At 60.7% G+C, this 18,403-nt stretch carries 19 protein-coding genes and 1 tRNA gene; 9 read left to right on the forward strand and 11 right to left on the reverse strand.

The window, feature by feature from the left end; translation table 11 throughout:
* Positions 1-381 carry a nuclear transport factor 2 family protein gene (locus VXL81_RS05650; protein WP_416534421.1) on the reverse strand — a complete coding sequence of 127 codons (381 nt, stop codon included), beginning with the start codon at positions 379-381 and terminating at the stop codon, positions 1-3.
* The gene (gstA, locus tag VXL81_RS05655; RefSeq protein ID WP_416553255.1) at positions 378-989 is read right to left on the reverse strand and encodes a glutathione transferase GstA; all 612 of its coding nucleotides are present in this window, start codon (positions 987-989) and stop codon (positions 378-380) included. Before gstA ends, VXL81_RS05650 begins: the two co-directional genes overlap by 4 nt.
* Positions 990-1,097: 108 nt before the next feature.
* Between gstA and VXL81_RS05660 the strand changes: the two genes are divergently transcribed.
* Entirely contained in the window at positions 1,098-2,015 is a 918-nt protein-coding gene (locus tag VXL81_RS05660) for a LysR family transcriptional regulator (RefSeq protein WP_416553390.1), read from the forward strand.
* A gap of 72 nt (positions 2,016-2,087) precedes the next feature.
* Positions 2,088-2,690, forward strand: coding sequence for an exopolysaccharide biosynthesis protein (locus tag VXL81_RS05665; protein ID WP_416534424.1), 603 nt, complete (start codon positions 2,088-2,090; stop codon positions 2,688-2,690).
* A gap of 169 nt (positions 2,691-2,859) precedes the next feature.
* Here VXL81_RS05665 and VXL81_RS05670 read toward each other — a convergent pair whose 3' ends face one another.
* Genes VXL81_RS05670 through VXL81_RS05695 form a run of 6 tightly spaced genes read right to left on the reverse strand, consistent with a single transcriptional unit; the run spans position 2,860 to position 9,400 of the window.
* Entirely contained in the window at positions 2,860-3,594 is a 735-nt protein-coding gene (locus VXL81_RS05670; RefSeq protein ID WP_340546992.1) for an ATP-binding cassette domain-containing protein, read from the reverse strand.
* Entirely contained in the window at positions 3,591-4,808 is a 1,218-nt protein-coding gene (locus tag VXL81_RS05675) for an alanine racemase (protein WP_416553257.1), read from the reverse strand. Before VXL81_RS05675 ends, VXL81_RS05670 begins: the two co-directional genes overlap by 4 nt.
* 13 nt (positions 4,809-4,821) lie before the next feature.
* Positions 4,822-5,796 (reverse strand): ABC transporter permease, encoded by a 975-nt coding sequence (locus tag VXL81_RS05680; protein ID WP_416546516.1) that lies wholly within the window; start codon positions 5,794-5,796, stop codon positions 4,822-4,824.
* Positions 5,797-5,838: 42 nt separating this feature from the next.
* Positions 5,839-6,900 carry a substrate-binding domain-containing protein gene (locus tag VXL81_RS05685; RefSeq protein WP_416553259.1) on the reverse strand — a complete coding sequence of 354 codons (1,062 nt, stop codon included), beginning with the start codon at positions 6,898-6,900 and terminating at the stop codon, positions 5,839-5,841.
* Positions 6,901-6,929: 29 nt separating this feature from the next.
* Positions 6,930-8,183: a M20 family metallopeptidase gene (locus VXL81_RS05690; RefSeq protein ID WP_416541465.1), complete on the reverse strand. Its 1,254-nt coding sequence runs from the start codon at positions 8,181-8,183 to the stop codon at positions 6,930-6,932.
* Positions 8,180-9,400 carry an ROK family transcriptional regulator gene (locus tag VXL81_RS05695; RefSeq protein ID WP_416542648.1) on the reverse strand — a complete coding sequence of 407 codons (1,221 nt, stop codon included), beginning with the start codon at positions 9,398-9,400 and terminating at the stop codon, positions 8,180-8,182. Before VXL81_RS05695 ends, VXL81_RS05690 begins: the two co-directional genes overlap by 4 nt.
* A 280-nt stretch (positions 9,401-9,680) precedes the next feature.
* Between VXL81_RS05695 and VXL81_RS05700 the strand changes: the two genes are divergently transcribed.
* The 5 genes from VXL81_RS05700 (at position 9,681) to VXL81_RS05720 (ending at position 14,431) form a co-directional block, all read left to right on the forward strand.
* Positions 9,681-10,370 (forward strand): fumarylacetoacetate hydrolase family protein, encoded by a 690-nt coding sequence (locus tag VXL81_RS05700; protein ID WP_416553261.1) that lies wholly within the window; start codon positions 9,681-9,683, stop codon positions 10,368-10,370.
* Positions 10,371-10,698: 328 nt separating this feature from the next.
* Positions 10,699-11,742, forward strand: a complete 1,044-nt coding sequence (locus VXL81_RS05705) for a TRAP transporter substrate-binding protein (RefSeq protein ID WP_340546985.1) — start codon at positions 10,699-10,701, stop codon at positions 11,740-11,742.
* Positions 11,743-11,814: 72 nt separating this feature from the next.
* Positions 11,815-12,399, forward strand: a complete 585-nt coding sequence (locus tag VXL81_RS05710; RefSeq protein ID WP_340546984.1) for a TRAP transporter small permease — start codon at positions 11,815-11,817, stop codon at positions 12,397-12,399.
* Positions 12,396-13,901: a TRAP transporter large permease gene (locus tag VXL81_RS05715; protein ID WP_416553263.1), complete on the forward strand. Its 1,506-nt coding sequence runs from the start codon at positions 12,396-12,398 to the stop codon at positions 13,899-13,901. Before VXL81_RS05710 ends, VXL81_RS05715 begins: the two co-directional genes overlap by 4 nt.
* An 89-nt stretch (positions 13,902-13,990) precedes the next feature.
* On the forward strand, positions 13,991-14,431 hold the full coding sequence (locus tag VXL81_RS05720) for an acyl-CoA thioesterase (protein ID WP_340546982.1): 441 nt from the start codon (positions 13,991-13,993) through the stop codon (positions 14,429-14,431).
* Between the two features lie 30 nt (positions 14,432-14,461).
* On the opposite strand, the gene VXL81_RS05725 is transcribed toward VXL81_RS05720, so the two are convergent.
* Together VXL81_RS05725 and VXL81_RS05730 are read right to left on the reverse strand one after the other, a co-directional pair.
* On the reverse strand, positions 14,462-15,688 hold the full coding sequence (locus tag VXL81_RS05725; RefSeq protein WP_416553265.1) for a winged helix-turn-helix domain-containing protein: 1,227 nt from the start codon (positions 15,686-15,688) through the stop codon (positions 14,462-14,464).
* A complete protein-coding gene (locus VXL81_RS05730; RefSeq protein ID WP_340546980.1) occupies positions 15,688-16,713 on the reverse strand; it encodes a LacI family DNA-binding transcriptional regulator in 1,026 nt (341 codons plus the stop codon). The genes VXL81_RS05725 and VXL81_RS05730 overlap by 1 nt, the downstream gene beginning before the upstream one ends.
* 146 nt (positions 16,714-16,859) lie before the next feature.
* On the opposite strand from VXL81_RS05730, the gene VXL81_RS05735 reads away from it, so the two are divergent.
* Both VXL81_RS05735 and VXL81_RS05740 read left to right on the forward strand, forming a co-directional pair.
* Positions 16,860-16,936: transfer RNA gene (locus tag VXL81_RS05735), tRNA-Arg, on the forward strand.
* A 232-nt stretch (positions 16,937-17,168) separates the two neighbouring features.
* Complete coding sequence (locus VXL81_RS05740) at positions 17,169-17,720, forward strand: SGNH/GDSL hydrolase family protein (protein ID WP_416548992.1); 552 nt, start codon at positions 17,169-17,171, stop codon at positions 17,718-17,720.
* Positions 17,721-17,824: 104 nt separating this feature from the next.
* On the opposite strand, the gene VXL81_RS05745 is transcribed toward VXL81_RS05740, so the two are convergent.
* Positions 17,825-18,364: a toxin-activating lysine-acyltransferase gene (locus VXL81_RS05745; RefSeq protein WP_416553267.1), complete on the reverse strand. Its 540-nt coding sequence runs from the start codon at positions 18,362-18,364 to the stop codon at positions 17,825-17,827.
* Between the last annotated feature and the right edge of the window lie 39 nt (positions 18,365-18,403).

Raw genomic sequence — 18,403 nt, forward strand, 5'->3', positions numbered from 1 at the left:
TCAGTCCTTTCGCGGAACATAGGAAAACACTTTGGCCACGATACGCCATTCGGCACCGTAGCGGACAAGGGTCAGCAGGTCGTGGAAATCCCGCCCCATCATGGTCATCCGGGCGCTGACACGGGCCAGCCGGTCGCTGGCAAAGGCGATCTCCAGAATCTCCTCCTCGCGCGCCTCACCGCGTTTGGTCGGCGGCTCGCGGCTATCGACGCGGGTCATGTAGGTCTCAAGATCCAGAAAAAGTTCATCGCCTTCGGTGGCGCAGACATAGGCCAGCTGCGGGTGAAAAACCTTGCGCAGCAGGGCGCTGTCGGCTTGATGGAGGCCCTCGAAATAAGCCTCAATCAGTGCACCGACCTCATTGTGTGCGGCAGGCGTCATTGGATCAGCCCCTCTGCGCGCATTGCCGCCTGGGCCGACGGGCGGGCAGCACTGCGGCTGACAAAGGCGGCCAGATTGGGCCAGCGGGCCAGATCGATGCCGGTGAAGTTCGCCCAGTTCGAGACCACGAACAGATAGGCATCGGCCACCGAGAACCGGTTTTCGACCAGCCACTCCCGGCCATCCGTCAGCTGGACCTCTATGAAATCGAACTTGCCCGCAACCGCGCTGCGCGCGTCGTCCTTGCCGGCTTCGGACGTGGCCTCGCGGAACAGCGGGGTAAAGGCCTTGTGCAGCTCGGTCCCGATCCAGTTGAGCTGTTCCTGCATCCGGGCCCGGCCCAAGGTGCCCGCCGCCGGCGCCAGACCTGCCTCCGGATGGCTGTCCGCGATATACTGTAAAACCGCCGCCCCTTCAGTGAGGACGCTGCCATCGTCCAGACCCAGGGCCGGAACATAGCCTTTGGGGTTGATCGCCCGGTAATCCGCGCCGCTTTCGGTCCGTCCCGCCGCGGTATCTACCGCTTCGATGTCAAACGGGCGGCCGGTTTCATAGAGGGCAATATGGCTGGCCAGCGGGCAGGCACCGGGTTTGTAGTAGAGTTTCATGACAGTCTCCTGTGGTGGTGATGCCCTCTGACTACCTGCTGATATGATTGATTGATAATATCGAGTTTTCAAGATAACGATTACCGAAGTATATCATGTTGAATGCTGATGAAACACGGCCAGCTCCTTGCCCTTGAGGCGATCGTCTCAACCGGCACCTTCCGCGGTGCGGCGGAGCGTCTGAATAAATCCCAGTCGGCCATCAGCCATGCAATCCGCCTGCTGGAAGAGGAATTGGAGCTGGAGCTGTTCAGCCGCGAAGCCTACCGGCCGTCTCTGACCCCGGCGGGCGAAATCTTCTATCGTGAGGCGTCGCGGGTGCTGCGGCAGATGCAGGGGCTTCGATCTACCGCCGCCCGGCTGCGCGCCCGCGAAGAACCGGAACTGACGCTTGCCGTCAGTGCCACCATGGATCTGGACCCTTTGCTGCCGGCGCTTGCGGAGACCGGGCGGCGCCACCCTGCGACCCACCTCCGGCTGCGCATGGAAATGATGGGCGGCCCGATTGCCCGGCTGATGGAGGGCAAGGCGGATATCGCGCTTGCGTCGCTTGACGGGGTGCCGCTGGACGACGTGGAGGCAGAGCCGGTTGCCGAGGTCACGATCCGGCCGGTGGCCAGCCCCGCCTTGAACCTGCCCGTCGGGTCCCGCGCCTTGTCGGCATCCGAAATGCAAAGCCATGTGCAGGTGGTCGCCGCCGGCACCGCCGGCGCGGCGCATGAACAAAGCCGCGATCTCTTGTCCGGGAGCCTGAAATGGACGGTGTCCGATCTTGCGGCCAAGAAAAAGGTGATCCTCGCCGGGCTTGGCTGGGGCGGTCTGCCAGATCACATGACAGAGGAGGAGCGGCGTTCCGGGGCTTTGCTGTCCCTGAACCTGGACGGGTTCCCGCTGCGACGGACAATGATATTCAAGATGCGGCGCAGGGACCAGCCCATTGGGGTTGTTGCCGAGGAACTCTGGAACAGGGTCGGTGCGGCTGTCTCAGCTGCGAAGCCGGTTGCCGCAGACACAGCAAGGCGCTAAGCAGGAGGCAGGCACGGTCCGAGTTGCGAGGCGAATGTGAAAGCTGTTTCTGGATGTCCCGGTGCTATAGGCTTGATCAGGAAGCGCTCTCTCTCCTTCACGCTGCTGCGCGTGATCCGCTACCATCAAAACTCCGATCATATCGCGCTTGGCACCTTTCTGGAGCAGCTTGGCGACAGGTCCTTCGGATGGGCAATCTTGCTGTCGTGCCTGATCAATCTTCTTCCTTTGCCTCCAGGGTCAACCCTTGTCACCGCTCTGCCGCTCTTGTTTTTCTGCGCGCAGATGGGACTGGGATTTTCCAGCGTCCGGCTGCCGCGACGTATCGCGCGGATCCGGTTTTCCGGCACAGGCATGCGCCGTATCGTGCTGCGCTTGCGCCCCGTGTCGCGGCGGCTGGAACGGGTTGCCCGACCGCGCCTGCGGGCGGTGTTTCAGCCACGAAGAGAACAGCTGACCGGAGGCCTGCTGTTTCTGGTTTCCCTGGCGCTGTTCGTGCCGCTGCCGCTCAGCGGTTGGTTTCCAGCAATTGCCCTGTTTGTTGCCAGCATCGGGCTGCTGGAACGGGATGGGATCATCGTGCTGGCGGGTGTCTGCGCCGGGATGTTGTCGATTGCCTTGACGGTGTTTGTGGGCGCTTCGATCCTGATCGGGGCGAACAGTCTGATACACTAACGTTTTTCTGATGAACAATCGAATGCTGTTGCGCTGATAGGTGCGATCGCAGCGGTAGCGCAACGCCTTCCGTGTTCACGACATTTGCAAGACTTTCCTCAAGGGAATGATCTTTGGTCGCCCGATCCTTAGGCGCGCTGTCTTTGGCGAGTGCGACCGCCAGCCTGTTTCATTTTGAGACGCCGGTGATCATCGAGACGATTTCATTCTTGTCCGTCTTGTCTGTCTCGCGGATCCCGATCTGCTCGCCGCGGCGCAGGACACAGATACGGTCCGACAGGCGGAAGACCTGATCGAGACTATGGGAGACGATGAAGATTGCGAGGTTGCGTGCTTTCAGCGATTCAACTGTTGCTTCGACCCGGGCGGTTTCAGCGACGCCAAGCGCGGCAGTGGGTTCGTCGAGCAGGATTAGTTTCCTTGCCCAATGCGTTGCGCGTGCGATTGCGACACCCTGGCGTTGTCCCCCTGAAAGGTCGCGAATCGTAGCGGATGCGGACGGGATGCGCACATCCAGTTCACGAACAAGCGCGTCCGTTTCGGCGATCATCCTCTTGCGATCAAGCAGCCGCAGCGGCCCCTTCACGGGTTCACGACCAAGAAAGAGGTTCATGTAGACAGTCTGTTGATCGGCCAGTGCCAGATCCTGATAGACAACCTCTACCCCCCGTTCCCGAGCAACTGAAGCGTCAGGAAAGTTTGCTGGCTTTCCATCCAGAAGCATCTCGCCTGAACTGGGTGTGTAGACACCTGAGATCATCTTGATGAGAGTTGATTTGCCGGCGCCGTTGTCGCCGACAAGGGCCACGACTTCACCTGCGAGCATGTCGAGCGAGAAATCCTGGATCGCCGTGACTCCGCCAAAGGATTTGCGGATATTTCTGAGTTGAAGAACCGGGGTCATCTTGTCGCATTCCGGATTCTGAGCCAGGGTTCTGCCTGCCCGTAGCTGTTTTCGATCGACACCACGCGCGGCTTGCCCTTCGATACGCCCTCGATGCCGACCGAGTGGGCGCGGGTGACGAAGGCCTGGCCGCGGAAGCCGAAAACGACCGTGTCACCGGGTGCGGGAGCGTTGGCGCCTGTGGCGTCGATCATCCCGTAATAGTCAATCGCAGATGGCGGCGGGATCTCGACGCATCTCAAATCAGTAGTGTCTACGCTGGGGGATGTGGTGACCAATGCCTTGATGTCATATTCGGGAAAGACCGGATCGACATATAGACCTCCGCCGAAGCAATAGGCGCGGCCGCCATGAAGGTGGCTGACCTCGCTGAGGTAGAGAACAGCTGGCATCTCGGGCAGATCCTCGACGGCATGGAGAGGTGTCGTGCCGTGCAGCCCGTTGCCGGGTTCGACCTGGGTTGCTCCGGCTTCAGCAAGCGCCTCAAGTGTGACAAGAGATGTCGTGCCGGGTGCGTTGATTTCGATCTTGTCAAAGCCCGCGCGTTGCAGAGCATCAGCGGTCCGCTTCAGGGTGCCAAGGTTTGGTGTATGTCTAATCTTGCCTGTGGTGTGGTCATAGAGCTGCGCAGGAAACGTGGTGATGCCAGCGAAACGCGCGCCGCTCAGCTGGGACATCCAGCCTGCGGCTGCGACCGCATCCTCTGCGGGAAACCCACCTTCATGACCGCGATAGAATGTATCTCCGGCGGTCTGCACACGGGCAAGCAGTGGTTGTTCGCGTCCGACTGCCAGTGCGGCCTCTGCCGCCTCTGCCGCCTTGGCCTGCGAAAACACGGTCCAGTAATCGGGCGTTAGTTGTCGCGCTGCCATCGCGGCTTCTGCGCGCGGTACCTGCACGAGATGGCCGAGGTGCCCGATTTTCAACCCGGCGTTATGGCAAGCGATGGCGCAGGCCATATCGACAGCAACCGCGCGATCAATGCCGCCAGCCATCACGGCGCGGCAAAACCCCGAGTTGCGGCTCACCTGCTTGGTCATCGCGAAGACCTTGAGGTCAAACTTATCGGCTTCCGCACGGATCAGGCGTGCGTTTTCTGCAACCGCGTCCAGATCAAGAACGTAAGAGTTCGCGGGGATTTCGCCCGTCCTGTGCAGCATCTGCGCGGCGAGGACGAAATCGGGATTTCGACGGCGAAGGACATCGAGGAACATGTCTGTTTTCCTTTCAGCGGTTCGGTTCGCGTAGTGAAACGGCGACGGCGGCCAGAACGATCAGGCCCTTGATGATCATCTGCCAAGAAACAGATAGCCCCATCAGGATCAGCCCGTTGGACAGCATGCCCATCATCAGGCTTCCAACGAGCGCGCCAGGAACGCTGCCTCGTCCGCCGTTCAGGGCGGTGCCGCCCACGATGACGGCGGCGATGACAGTCATCAGATCGCTTTCGCCCAAGGTGTAGCGGGCTGACTGGAGACGTCCGGCATAGAGCAGACCAGCCAAGCCGGCGCAGGCCCCGGATACCATAAGCACCGACAACCGCAGGCGAGCGACGCGGATGCCCGAGACCAGGGCCGCGCGTGGATTGTCGCCGGTTGCCAATACATGGGCCCCATAGCGCGTTTCACGAAAAACTAGATGTCCGATCAACAGCGCTAGAATGGTCCAGATCACAAGCGAGGGGATGCCGAACAGTTTTCCGCCGCCAAAAATGCCGATGAAAGCATCGGCGGTGACCGGGATGGATTGCAAATTGGACAATTCACGCGCGATGCCCGCTACGACACCCATCGTGGCCAATGTAACAAGGAAGGAGGGAAGCCGGGCATAGGCGACGATGGCCCCGTTGACAAAGCCCACCGCCATGCCTGTTGCCAGCCCTGCGGCGACGCCAATAGGCCAGGGCGCGACCCGCATGACCATCGCGGCGACGATCGCCGAAAGTGCGACCGCGGCACCGAACGAAAGGTCGATCTCGCCCGCTGCCAAGACAAAGACCAGTCCAATCGCGAGCACCGTTGCCGGAGCTGTCTGTAAGACGATGTTCGTCAGGTTCTGGGGGGAAAGGAAGCCACGGTCCCAAAGCATCGCGGCAAAGAAGAGGAAAATGAGCACGAAACCCGCATAGACGATCAGCCCTTGCAGAACGGCCCGGTTAGGAAATTTTGGCGACATGGTCTCCGTCCAATTGCGGGAATTCATCTGGGCCTGCGCCTGGATCGCTCCGGGCGCAGCGGGGGTAGATTATTGCTGCGCGTCGAGAACCGATTGCGGCGCATCCAGATTCAGCGATTGGTTCCAACCTTCGTTGACATTTTTGGCGGTAACCGAGACGGCCGGTGCAACGACAAAGGGCGGGTTGTCGAGGTCGAGAACCCCGCGCGCCCCGGCAGCGGCCATGGCGCGCCCGAGCTCATAGGCCTCATCGGCAACGATGCCGACGACATTGCCGCCCTTGACCATATCGAGAGCAATCGGCTCAGACAGGTCGAGCGTCACGATACGGGTTGAGCTGTTGCCGTTTGCGCGCAGCGCGGCGAGCACACCTTCGGCCGGACCTGCCCATGTCACGTAGATCCCACCGATGTTGGGGTTCTGCAACAGCATGGCATTCGCGATTTCCTCTGCCCTTGCGGGATCGCTGATACCGGCCTCGGCGACAATCTCCATCCCGGGATAGTGGGTTTCGATCGTCGTCTTGAAGGCATTGTCGCGCTGGTTCGTCACGTAGTAAGCGGCGTCGTGAAAGATCCAGCCCACGTCGCCTGTGCCGCCCATCGCGCCCGCCAGAATGTCGGCTGCCTGCTTGCCCATCTGGAACAGATCGTCGGTCACGATGGCGGCATAGTCGGCAGGATGCTCGTAGCCGGACGGGAGGTTGGAAAGGAAAACCAACTCGACACCGGCGTCGCGTGCTTTCTTGAAGGCCGACGCAGATGCCACGGGGTCGAGCGGCAGGGACAAGATGATATCGGGGTTGAGCGCGAGCGCGGTTTCGATGTCCGCAAGTTGACGCGCACTGTCAAAGCCGGCTGATGTCGTGGCAACCACCTCGATACCAAGCCGGGTGAATTCATCGGTTGCGCCTGCGGTAACCGCGTTCACAAAGTCGGATTGATCGTGCCAGAGCAGCGCCGCCCTAAGGCCCCGGGATTGCAGCTGGCTCGCCTGCGCATCATCAACGATCACAGCCGAGGAGGGGGTTGCCGCCTCGCCCGAGGGTCCGACGGTCTGGGCCGATGCAGGCATTGCCATGAAGGCAAGTATCGACAACGATGCAAGAAGATTTCTGGAAGTGCAATTCATGGTCTCTCTCCCTGTTGTGGCCCCTGTGTTCAGTCGGACCGAATTCCACATGTGAGTGCGATGAAGGCTGCGAAGGCGACAATCCCGTCGTGGTAATCCTGCAGGGGAACGCGTTCGTGGTTCGTATGGCAGATGCTGATATCGCCAGGTGCGCAATAGACAGTCGGCACGCCGAGCATTGCTGTCAGAAAGGGCATTTCCGACCAGAAGGGCGCACCTTCAACTGCACCGCGATCGGGCCGTACGGCCGCGATGGAAGCAGAGAGCTGCCGGACCATCTCATGATCGGCTTCGATCCCGGCCGGGGAGCCGCCTAGCGGATGGTCGCGACCGGCGGTGAAATCTATTTTGACGCGGATGTCCTCAGCAATTGCGGCGCGGATCACGGCTTCCAGTTCCGAGGTGGCGGCATCAAGGTCGTCACCCGGCAGAAGCTTGCCAATCAGCGAAAAGCGGCATTCTCCGGGAACAGCAATCAGCCCCCCGGCTTCAAGCCCCGTTACAAGGATGTTGCTGCGCCCCAGAAGCGGATGGCTGCCAGCGGCCGAAATTCGATCCGAGTGATCCCAAATCGCCTGAAGGACCTTGTGCGCGGCCTTCAGGGCGTCGCGGCCGAGCTCCGGTCGGCCAAAATAGGCGGATTGGCCCGTCAGCACGATCTCCGCGATATAAAATCCGATCTGCACCGGCAGGATCTGCAGGCGGGTAGGTTCGACATAGACCGCCAGATCCGGACGCGGCAGTCCGCCCGCCAGCACGCTTTCTGTCCAATGGCGAACGCCTGCGCTTTTTCCGCTGCCGGGTTCGCCGCTTTCCTCATCTCCGACAAATGCGAAAGACACCGTTCCCAGAAGGCGGATACCCGCCCGGTCCAGAAGATCGAGAGCGGCGAGCGATGTGCAAATGCCAGCCTTGAGATCGGCAGCGCCGCGCCCCCACAGTTCGCCGTCGATGATTGTCGCGCCAAAGGGGTCCTGTTGTGGTTTGCCAGCCCAATGATCGCTCCAGTTGCCCGGATGAACAACGTCCGTATGTCCGATGAAAAGAAGGTCAGGACCATCGCCACCCTCGCGCCGTCCTGTGATGTTCGGCCTCCCTGGACTGAAGTCTTCGACCGAGGGCGACAGCGATAGACGCTCCATTTCGGGACGCAGCATGTCAACCATCGCGACCTCGTCCCCAGTCACGGAAGCGGCGCGAACAGCCCGGGCCAGCAGATCGTTGACCACCGCCCGGTCAAGATGTTGGCTCAGGAGCGTGATCAGGGGGCCATGCGCCGTCATTCTGCGGAACCCGCAAGTTTGCCCTGTTTCGGGGTCGGCAGGGTAATGACCGCGCCGGGCGCAGATTTGGCGAACAACTCGGTATGCAATTCGGTCAGTCCAACAGCGACGGCTCCGCTCAGCGCGGCGTGATGGCCGAGTTGGGCAGGTTCGATCCTGATCGGGAAGGGAAAGCAGCGCTTCAGCTCATCGCGGGTGGCGGTCAGGATTTCGGGACGGGACCCAATTGCTCCGCCGAGGATGACCACCTCGGGCGCCACCACGGCGCCAATTGCCGCAACTGCCCGCGCCATTTGAGTTGCGACTTTATCGAGGACTTCCCGAGCCGCGACCTCACCAGACGCGGCGGCATCAAATATCGCCGGTACGTCGACATCTTTACCAGTTGTGGCGAGATATGCCGCGCGAATGCCATGCGTGGCCGACACTCGTTCGAACGCCCCGACCCGCAGGGATTCTTCCTCGAAAGGATCAGCGCCGAACGGTAGATAGCCAAGTTCCCCGGCGGCTCCCGATGCGCCTCTTACAAGCGCTCCGTTTACGATCAGCCCTGCGCCAACCCCGGTCCCGAACGCGATCAGGGCAACGTTGTCGATGCCATGGCCTGCGCCAAGCCAGTGTTCGCCGAGTACTGCGAGGTTAACGTCGTTTTCAAGCAACGTCTTTGTGCCCGTTGCCTCTGATACCGCGGCCCGAAAATCGATCTGATCGATTCCGGCAATATTGGGGGCGAAGTTCACCTTTCCGGATAGGACGTCCGGCACACCGGGGCAGCCGACCACTGTCTGTCTGACAGTGTTGGCGGCCACATTTCCCTCGCCGATGGCGCGGCTGACCAGGTCTCCTATTTGATCGGCCACATGACGCCCGCCATCTGGATGAGTGGGGGCTACGACCTCGGCGACAATAGTACCAGCGAGATCGACGATCGCGACGCGCACCTTGGTGCCGCCAAGATCGACCGCCGCCATAAAGGCGCTTTCCGGTATCAGTTCATAGGTGGTCGCCGTGCGGCCGACATGACCAGAGGTCCGGCCCGTCTCGCGAATCCAGCCTTCGCTTTCAAGGATACGAACCAACTCGGAAACTGTCTGCTTCGATAATCCTGTCTGCTTGGAGATTGAGGCGCGAGAGATCGGACCGCAATGGATGATGTCCTGCATGACCGAGTACAGCGCCACCTGCCTGGAAAATGAGGTTTGCTGGGTCGATTCCATACATCACCTATTAGTTCGTTCTGCATATGAACTAATAGGTGGCTGGTTTGAGTGTCAAGCGACAATTGCCGTTGTGCTGGTGCTCACGAGGTGGTCCGGGCGATGACTCGATCGCCGGTAAGCTGCGTCCCGCGATCGGGGGTGGATCATCCGGTTGGGGGTCGCGCTGTTATGGTGAGGTTGCTAGGGTGCGGCGTCTGAGTTTGGTGGCCGGTGGTGACCTGCGGGAAACGCGAGGGTCTGGCCGGTTCGATTTCCCCCAATCCGAAGGGTCTCTACCATGTCTAAGCCGTTGTTCGATCTACCGCCGGTGCCTGCCATTCCGCTGGAGGGGCGCGAGGAGGTCTGGCCGGTTGGCCGCATTTTCTGTGTCGGGCGAAATTACGCGGCCCATGCTGCGGAGATGGGTGTGGCGGTCGACCGGGAGCAGCCGTTCTATTTCACCAAGTCGGCCTGCCACGCGGTATTGAGTGGCGCGGAGCTGCCCTATCCGCAGGGGACGGAGAATTTTCACCACGAAATGGAACTGGTCGTCGCGATTGCAGCGCCGCTCAGGGATGCGACGGCCGCAGAGGCGCGGGCGGCGATCTGGGGATATGGCTGCGCGCTGGACATGACGCGCCGGGATCTGCAATTGCGCGAACGCCAGAAGCAGCGCCCCTGGAGCCTGGGCAAGGATCTGGAGGGCGGCAGTGTCTTTGCGCCGCTGCGTGCGGCATCGGAATGGGGGGAGCCTCAGACGCAGCGAATCTGGTTGCGGGTGAACGGAGAGATCCGTCAGGACGCCTCTCTCGGGGAGCTGATCTGGTCGGTCGAGGAGATTCTATGCCATCTTTCTGGGTATTATCATCTGCGGCCGGGGGATCTGGTGATGACGGGCACGCCGGCGGGGGTTGGTCCTGTTGTCGCAGGGGATCATATCGAAGGCGGTATTGATGGGCTGACATCTGTGCGGTTGTCGCTGCGATAGGCGAAAATAGCGCGTCATGTAATCAGCGCGGCGAATTTAGCGATCAGATGCAACCATGCCGTGATTTATGTAACTTGAATACTTCTTGTTTGAAGGTTTCTGTAACGTATTTTTGTTTCATCGACCCAGCAGGCTGAAGCATTTTCGCGAAATCATGCAGTGCAGATACATAATCATCTGTTGATGGTTACAAATGCACCTAATAGCTGAGGGTGTCAGGGGGCGTTTACGGCCGGATGGCTGGATAGGCTGTGCGTTGGGTTTGTTGCATCAGGGGCATCTGATCGCGATAGTTACGAAAAGACATAAGGTCAGAGGGAGGAAACATATGACCACTCGGAGACAACTACTTGGCGCGGCAGGGGCCGTTGCACTCATGGTGATGGGCGCGACCTCGGCGATGGCGCAGGAGGTGACGCTGAAGCTGCACCAGTTCCTGCCGGCGCAGGCAAATGTGCCCAAGCTGATTCTGGATGTCTGGGCCGACAAGGTCGAGGCGTCTTCGCAGGGGCGTATCAAGATCGACCGCTATCCGTCCATGCAGCTGGGTGGCAAGCCACCAGAACTGATGGATCAGGCCATTGATGGCGTGGCAGATATTGTCTGGACCGTTGTGGGCTATACCCCCGGCCGCTACCCTTCGACCGAAGTGTTCGAACTGCCGTTTATGATGACCAATGCGCGTGCGGCATCGCACGCCTATTGGGAAATGTTCGAGGAGCATATGAAGGATGGTGAATTCAAGGACGTGAAGATCCTTGGCACCTGGGTTCACGGCCCCGGCATCATCCATACCACGGATCCGGTGGAACAACCGGATGATCTGCGTGGGATGAAGATCCGCGGCGGTGGCCGTTCGGTGAACGCGCTGCTGACGGAACTGGGCGCAACCCCGGTGGGTATGCCGGTTCCGGCTATCCCGGAAGCCCTGTCCAAGGGCGTGATCGACGGCACCACCATTCCGTGGGAAGTCACCACCGCGCTGAAGGTGCCGGAGCTGGTCGAGAACCACACGGAATTCACCGGCCGCGCGCTCTATACGCTGACCTTTGTTTTGGCGATGAACAAAGAGAAATATGAGAGCCTGCCCGATGATCTGAAAAAGGCCGTGGATGAGAACTCCGGTCTGGAGTTCTCGGTCTTTGCCGGTGGCACCATGGCTGATGCCGATGATCCGGCGCGGGAGTTCGCACTGGATGAGGGCAACAATGTCATCACGCTGGATGAAGAGCAGACCGCGATCTGGCGCGAAGCCGCGAAGCCGATCTACCAGCAGTGGCTCGACGACATGAAGGCAAAAGGCATTGATGGCGACGCGCTGCTGGAGCAGGCGACCTATCTGATCGACAAATACACCGCTCAGCATAACTAACTGAGCGCAAGACTGGTGGACCTGCGCCTGCATCTGTCGCAGGTCCACCCCACCTGAAAGGGTAGGCTTTCCATGCACAAGCTGATGATGGGACTGGCCAGAACAATGGCCATGGCGGGCGGTATTGTCTTATCGCTTCTGATCCTGCTGACCTGTCTGTCGATTGCCGGGCGGTTGCTGAACGGGGGGCTGCATGGCGCCCTGATGCAGAGCATCGCGCCGGATCTCGCCGAGTGGCTGATCGCCATCGGTGTCGGGCCGATCAATGGGGATTTCGAAATTGTCGAGGCAGGCGTCGCCTTTGCGATCTTTGCCTTTTTGCCACTGTGCCAGATCACGGCGGGCCATGCGTCGGTGGATATTGTCACCAACAGTTTCCCGCGGGGGGCCAAACGGTTCCTGCGGATGGCGACTGAGATCGTCTTTGCGGCTGTGCTGGTGCTGATTGCGGTGCGGCTTGGCGCGGGGATGCTGAGCAAGTTCGAGAACGGCGAGACCTCCTTTCTGCTCGAGTTTCCGGTCTGGTGGGCCTATGCCGCCAGTCTGGTCGCGGCCAGCGTGGCCGCCTTGGTGGGCCTCTATATGGCCGCCGTCCGTACGATTGAATTCATGACTGGCCGCATCCTTGTCTGGGACGGCGTGGAGGGCGAACAGTGACTGCGCTTGAAATCGGGATTGCCTCATTTCCCGTCCTGATGATGCTGATTTTCCTGCGGGTTCCGATTGGCCTTTCGATGTTTCTGGTTGGGCTGGTCGGGCTGATCATCGTGACAGATGGCACTCAGGTGGCCTTTGGCCGGATGAAGAGCGAGACCTATTCCACCTTCTCCTCATATTCGCTGACCATCGTGCCGATGTTCCTCTTGATGGGCCATTTTGCGACGCTGGGTGGCATGTCCACGGCTTTGTTCAAGGCGGCTGAAGGCTTCCTGGGGCATAGGAAGGGCGGGGTTGCCATGGCAGCGATCGGGGCCTGTGCGGGCTTTGGCGCGATCTGTGGCTCCTCGCTGGCCACGGCGGCAACCATGGGACGTGTCGCGCTGCCTGAGCTGCGCAACTATGGCTATGCTGGGGGCTTCTCCACGGCGACGCTGGCGGCAGGCGGTACGCTTGGCATTCTGATCCCGCCCTCTGTGGTGCTGGTGATCTATGCCATCCTGACAGAGCAGAACATCGCAAAGCTGTTTCTTGCCGCCTTTATCCCCGGTATTCTGGCCGCCATTGGTTATGTGATTGCGATTTCTGTCTATGTCCGGGTTTTCCCCGGCAGCGCGGGGACGCGCCCCCCGGTTCCCTGGGGCGAGCGGTTTGCGGCGCTGTTCCACGTCTGGCCGGTTCTTCTGGTTTTTGGACTGGTCGTGGGCGGGATTTATCTGGGCTGGTTCACCCCGACCGAAGGCGCTGCGGTTGGTGCCTTGGGGACCGGGCTGATTGCCTGGCTGAACGGTGGGCTCAACCGTGAGACCCTGACCGATAGTTTCATGGTGACGGCGCGCTCGACCGCGATGATCTTTTTCATCGTGCTGGGTGCGGGGTTCTACAACGGGTTTCTCGCCCTGACCAAAGTCCCACAGGAGCTGGCTGATTTCGTGGTCTCCCAGGGTCTCAGCCCCTGGGTGGTGCTGATGCTGATCCTCGCCTTCTATCTGGTCTTTGGTTGCCTGATGGACAGCCTGTCGATGATCCTTCTGACTATCCCGATCTTTTACCCGGTTATTTCCGCGATGGATTTTGGTCTGGTGAATCTGCCCGCGATGCAGGCTGATGCGGCGATGGAGGTGCTGAGGGCTGGCGCGCCACAGGGGATGGGGGCTGAAATGCTCGCCTCGATCCAGGAGGCGATTGCCACTGGCACCGAACTGACCCGGGACCAGATGAAGGAGCTGGGCATTCGTGTGACCAAGGGCATGGCGAACCGGCTGGAGACAGAATACGTCGCCATCTGGTTTGGCATTCTGGTTCTGATCGTGGTCGAGGTTGGCCTGATCACCCCGCCGGTGGGCATGAACCTGTTCGTCATCAACGCGATGGATCGCACCACCCGGATGGTCGACACCTATAAGGCGGTGATGTTCTTTGTCGCCTCTGACCTGATCCGGGTTGTGATATTGGTGGCCTTTCCAATCATCACGCTGTTGCCATTGATGTTGATGCGCTGAAAGTTGATGATCCTGCAAGGTGGCCATCCGTCCCGGCGGGTGGCCGTTCCCATTGTGAACACCGTGACACCCCAGAGCCGAGGCCCAGAATGACCGACAGCCAGACCCCTGACTTTGTGCATGAAATCCGCGTCGGCTGGGGTGATTGTGACCCGGCGCGCATTGCCTATACCGGTCATCTGCCGGGGTTTGCGTTGCAGGCGATTGATGCCTGGTGGGAGCAGCAGCTGGATGGTGACGGCTGGTATCAGATGGAACTGGATCGCGGTACTGGCACGCCCTTTGTGCATATGAGCATTGATTTCCGCTCTCCCGTTACGCCGCGCCACAGGTTGGCCTGTGCTGTCTGGCCGGTTGCGCTGGGGCAGAAATCCGTGACCTTCCGGGTGGAAGCGCGGCAGGACGGTGTTTTGTGTTTTGAGGGCAAATTCGTCTGCGTCTTTATCGAGCCGAGCGACTTCAGCGCCAGGCCCGCGCCCGCAGATTACCGTGCGGTGATTGAGCCGTTGCTGCGCCCCGACCTCGCCTAGGGCGCGTTTTGCCCGGTGTTAGAGTCGAACTCATAGCGGATCGCGTTGCCAGCCATCCGCAAATGTCACCCGCTCCATCTCTGTGAACCGGCGAATTCGTTCCAGTTCGGCCTCCAACCGATTCTGCCGTGCCGGAGACCATTTGATGCCCCGTTCGGGCCAGAGCGCGGTGATATGTAGACAGCCCGCCAGATCACCCGCCTGCCGGTGTGCTTTCATGTCGATGCGGCCGACCAGACGGTCCCCCTCCATCAGCGGAAAGACGTAGTAGCCGTAGCGCCGTTTCTCGGCGGGGGTGAACACCTCGATCCGGTAGTGAAACCCAAACAGCCCTTCCGCGCGTTTGCGGTCGCGCAGGGCAGGATCAAACGGGCTGAGGAGGCGCATTCGGCCCGGTGGTTGCGGCAGGGCGGGGGCCTGCCCGACGGCGCCGGGGCGGGCAAAGACACGGCGGCTGCGCCCGTCCGAAAGCGTGATATCCAGAGGTTCGATCTGCCCGTCCGCCAGCGCCTGTTTGCACCATGCGGCGCATTCCGCCGGTGAGGCCGTCGCCCAGAAGGCAGCCAGTTCACCCGAGGTGGCAAAGCCGAGCCGGTCCAGCGCCGCATTGCACAGCCAGTCCAGCGTTTTCTCCGGGTCGGGCGACCCTTGGGCGGGGAGGTGACGGGTGTCGATAACCCGTTCGCTCAGGTCGTAGCGTTTCTGAAAGCCACTGCGTCCGACCACGGCCAGCGCGCCGGAGCGCCAGAGGTATTCCAGCGCGGTTTTTGATGGATGCCAGTCCCACCAGCCGCCGGATCCCTTGGCTTCATCCTTGCCCACGTCGGAGGAACTGACTGCGCCGTGGTCGCGAATGTGGTCCAGAACATGCTGGAACTTCGCCTCATAGCCGTCACGGCGCCAGTTGCGGTATCTCTTGCGCAGAACCTCTGCGTCGCGCCGAAATCGCAAGTGCCAATGCTGGTAGAACTCTATAGGCAGAACGGCAGCGTCATGGGTCCAATGCTCGAACAGGCGGCGTTCCTGTTCATAGAGCCGTTTCAGCGCCGCAGGGCGATAGCTGGGCCTGCGGGAGAACAGGATCATGTCATGGGCGCGGGCCACCGTGTTGATGCTGTCCAGCTGAACAAAGCCAAGCCGGGTGATCAGTTCCAGCAGCGCATCACCCTTGGCAGGCCCGCTGGGTTGCTCCAGCAGGGCGTGCCGATCCATGAACAGGCGCCGCGCGGCCCGATTGTCCAGCCGCGCAACCGCCATCAGCGCCGCTTGAGCGTATCGCCGAAGGTGATGGTAGGGGTCAGGGTCACGTGTTTTTCGATCTCCTGATCCGGGTTATCCAGCTGCGCGGCGATGATCTCTGCCGCCTTGCGTCCGATTTCCAGACGGCAGGCGTCCATCGTGGCCAGCTGCCGTGGCAGCCCCTGCAACAGCTCCACTCCGTTGAACCCGGCAAGACCGATCTGACCGGGGATGTCGATCTTCTGATCCATCAGGTAGAGCATGCCACCCGCGCCAATCATGTCGTTGGAATAATAAAGGAAATCCAACTCAGGCGAGCGTTCCAGCATCTCCTGCGTCATCTCGCGGCCCTTTGCGAGGGCGGAACCGCCGGAGTAGAAGGCGCGGTCTTCGATCTCGACCCCTTCTTTTGCAAGCGCCTCGGTGAAGCCTTCAAACCGTTTGCGGGCGCGATGGTCCAGCGGCATCTTGGTGCCCATGAAACCGATGTGGCGATAGCCGGCTTTCAGTATGGCCTTGGCCATCTCACGTCCAGCGCGGCGATGGGAAATCCCCACCATCGCATCCACCGGCTTGCCATCGGTATCCATGATTTCCACCACCGGAATACCAGAGGCATTGAGCATGGCGCGCGCCGCCTCCGTGTGCTCCAACCCGGCAATGATGACGCCAGAAGGTCGCCAGGACAGCATCTCATAGAGGACTTTCTCCTCTTTCTCCGGCTGGTAATCGGTCACGCCGACCACAGGCTGTAGATCCGTGTTTTCCAGCACTGAGTTGATGCCGGTCAGCACCTCCGGGAAGACCATATTGGACAGCGACGGGATGATCACGGCCACCAGGTTGACCCGGTTCGAGGCAAGCGCACCGGCGATCTTGTTCGGGACGTAGCCAAGTTCCTTTGCGGCGCTCAGAACTTTTTGTCGGGTTTTTTCCGACACATCGCCCCGGTTCCGCAACACGCGACTGACGGTCATTTCTGAAACCCCGGTGGCTTCGGATACGTCACGAAGGGTGAGCGGGCGCTTGTTGTCCGTTGTCACGTCGATGGCCTCACATTGTTGTTGTTGTTACGTTAGCGCAGACAGAGCGCGCTGCACAATGGGGCGCAGCCGTTGCAAAATCCAATTCCACAGGATTGTCTTGCCATGGTGGGTTTGCTATCGCGTAAACAGGCTGGCCCTGATCAGGCCCCGTGGCTCAACTGGATAGAGCAGCCCCCTCCTAAGGGGCAGGTTGCAGGTTCGAATCCTGCCGGGGTCACCAAAATTGCACGGCTGCCTGTCTCAATCATGACATTCGGCAGGTGCGGGGGCGCCGTGCCTTGTTCTGACGCGATGTCGATCCCGTTGACAGGGCGCTGTCGGATTGACCTCTGCGCGATGCGAGTTAGCTCAGGCAGATGAAGTACTGGTTGATAATCGGCCTGGTTTTTCTGGGGGCCTGCGGGCGCGGGGTTCCTGAGAATGCGCGCATTGTTGTGGCGGGCGACTCCGTCATGGCCTGGAACCGAAATGACAGTGGATCCGTTGCGGATCGGCTGGAAAGTCGGCTTGGCGAACCGGTTGGCGATGTCTCGCTGTCGCTTGCGCGGGTGACCGGCGGGCGCGGGGCGTTGCACATACCCACGCAGCTGAAACCAGTGTCAGCGGAGTGGGTCGTGCTGAATGGCGGTGCCAATGACCTTCGCAGCCGCGATTGTGGCTGCAAGGTTTGCGATGTCGAACTTGACCGGCTGATTTCCGCGAGCGGAACGCAGGGTGCCATCCCGGAACTGGTCTCGGATCTGCGCCGTCGCGGATCGCGGATCATCTGGCTCGATTATTACACCTCTCCGCGATACGCGGGTACGGTCTGTGTTGCGCCCTACCAAATTCTGGAGGAACGGCTGGCGCGTATGGCGGCAGCGGATGCGGGCGTGACGCTCCTCGATATGGATGCGGTGTTTCGCCCCGACGACCTGTCGCTTTTTGCGCCTGACCGGATTCACCCGTCGCTGCGGGGGTCGGATCTGATCGCAGGACAGGTTGCGCCGCTGCTGAGGCGGTGACAGGCGAAGATCCTGTGGACCCCAGGTGTTGCCACCCCGACGCCCCGGCCGGGAGCGGCCGGGATTTGATATCGGGGCGGCGGGGGACAGCTATCGACGGGTGATCAATCCTCGGTGCTGAGACCGGAGAGGAAGAAGTCCTGACCGAGCTTGGGATTGCTGGCCAGACCTTCGACCATGTCTTCGTAGTATTTTCGTTTGATGGCGCGGCTTTCCTGCTTTTCCAGGCCATGACCTGTGAAGGAGGCGATGCGTGCGGTTTGATTGTCTTTCTTGACCCGCAGCGCCCGTGCCACTTTGTCCGGGTAGCGCTTCACCAGGGCGCTGCGCAGCGCCCAGGAGTATTTCGGCGAGAACGGAGAAATCCAGTCGATGAACCAGAGCCGGTCACCGCTGTTCCAGCGATCCGGGTCGAGGTGGTTTGGATCGAGGATATACGCCGCCTCCGTCTCTTCGTCGAGCAGCGCCCAGCTGCAATACGCAACCGGGAAACCGTCTCTTTCGACTATGAAATATTGCTGGCTGGCGATCGCAGGCAGGATAAACCCTGCCTGCTGGCTGACCCTCCAGTCCCGGTGCAGGACGGAATTGGACCACAGCCAGGCGATCTTGCCATAAGTCTGGAAGTTCTGTTGAGAATCCATGGTCGTTCTTTCCTGCTTCCGGTCAGCTGTGGTCACGGC

Origin of the sequence: Phaeobacter sp. JH204B (genome assembly GCF_048055755.1) — a bacterium.
In the GTDB taxonomy this organism is placed as follows: domain Bacteria; phylum Pseudomonadota; class Alphaproteobacteria; order Rhodobacterales; family Rhodobacteraceae; genus Phaeobacter; species Phaeobacter bryozoorum.

Excerpts from the sequence above, each read along its gene's own strand:
- VXL81_RS05650 (WP_416534421.1), bottom strand. The coding sequence starts at position 381 with ATGACGCCTGCCGCACACAATGAGGTCGGTGCACTGATTGAGGCTTAT.
- gstA (WP_416553255.1), bottom strand. The coding sequence starts at position 989 with ATGAAACTCTACTACAAACCCGGTGCCTGCCCGCTGGCCAGCCATATT.
- VXL81_RS05660 (WP_416553390.1), top strand. The coding sequence starts at position 1,098 with ATGAAACACGGCCAGCTCCTTGCCCTTGAGGCGATCGTCTCAACCGGC.
- VXL81_RS05670 (WP_340546992.1), bottom strand. The coding sequence starts at position 3,594 with ATGACCCCGGTTCTTCAACTCAGAAATATCCGCAAATCCTTTGGCGGA.
- VXL81_RS05675 (WP_416553257.1), bottom strand. The coding sequence starts at position 4,808 with ATGTTCCTCGATGTCCTTCGCCGTCGAAATCCCGATTTCGTCCTCGCC.
- VXL81_RS05680 (WP_416546516.1), bottom strand. The coding sequence starts at position 5,796 with ATGAATTCCCGCAATTGGACGGAGACCATGTCGCCAAAATTTCCTAAC.
- VXL81_RS05685 (WP_416553259.1), bottom strand. The coding sequence starts at position 6,900 with ATGAATTGCACTTCCAGAAATCTTCTTGCATCGTTGTCGATACTTGCC.
- VXL81_RS05690 (WP_416541465.1), bottom strand. The coding sequence starts at position 8,183 with ATGACGGCGCATGGCCCCCTGATCACGCTCCTGAGCCAACATCTTGAC.
- VXL81_RS05695 (WP_416542648.1), bottom strand. The coding sequence starts at position 9,400 with ATGGAATCGACCCAGCAAACCTCATTTTCCAGGCAGGTGGCGCTGTAC.
- VXL81_RS05700 (WP_416553261.1), top strand. The coding sequence starts at position 9,681 with ATGTCTAAGCCGTTGTTCGATCTACCGCCGGTGCCTGCCATTCCGCTG.
- VXL81_RS05705 (WP_340546985.1), top strand. The coding sequence starts at position 10,699 with ATGACCACTCGGAGACAACTACTTGGCGCGGCAGGGGCCGTTGCACTC.
- VXL81_RS05710 (WP_340546984.1), top strand. The coding sequence starts at position 11,815 with ATGCACAAGCTGATGATGGGACTGGCCAGAACAATGGCCATGGCGGGC.
- VXL81_RS05720 (WP_340546982.1), top strand. The coding sequence starts at position 13,991 with ATGACCGACAGCCAGACCCCTGACTTTGTGCATGAAATCCGCGTCGGC.
- VXL81_RS05725 (WP_416553265.1), bottom strand. The coding sequence starts at position 15,688 with ATGGCGGTTGCGCGGCTGGACAATCGGGCCGCGCGGCGCCTGTTCATG.
- VXL81_RS05740 (WP_416548992.1), top strand. The coding sequence starts at position 17,169 with ATGGCCTGGAACCGAAATGACAGTGGATCCGTTGCGGATCGGCTGGAA.
- VXL81_RS05745 (WP_416553267.1), bottom strand. The coding sequence starts at position 18,364 with ATGGATTCTCAACAGAACTTCCAGACTTATGGCAAGATCGCCTGGCTG.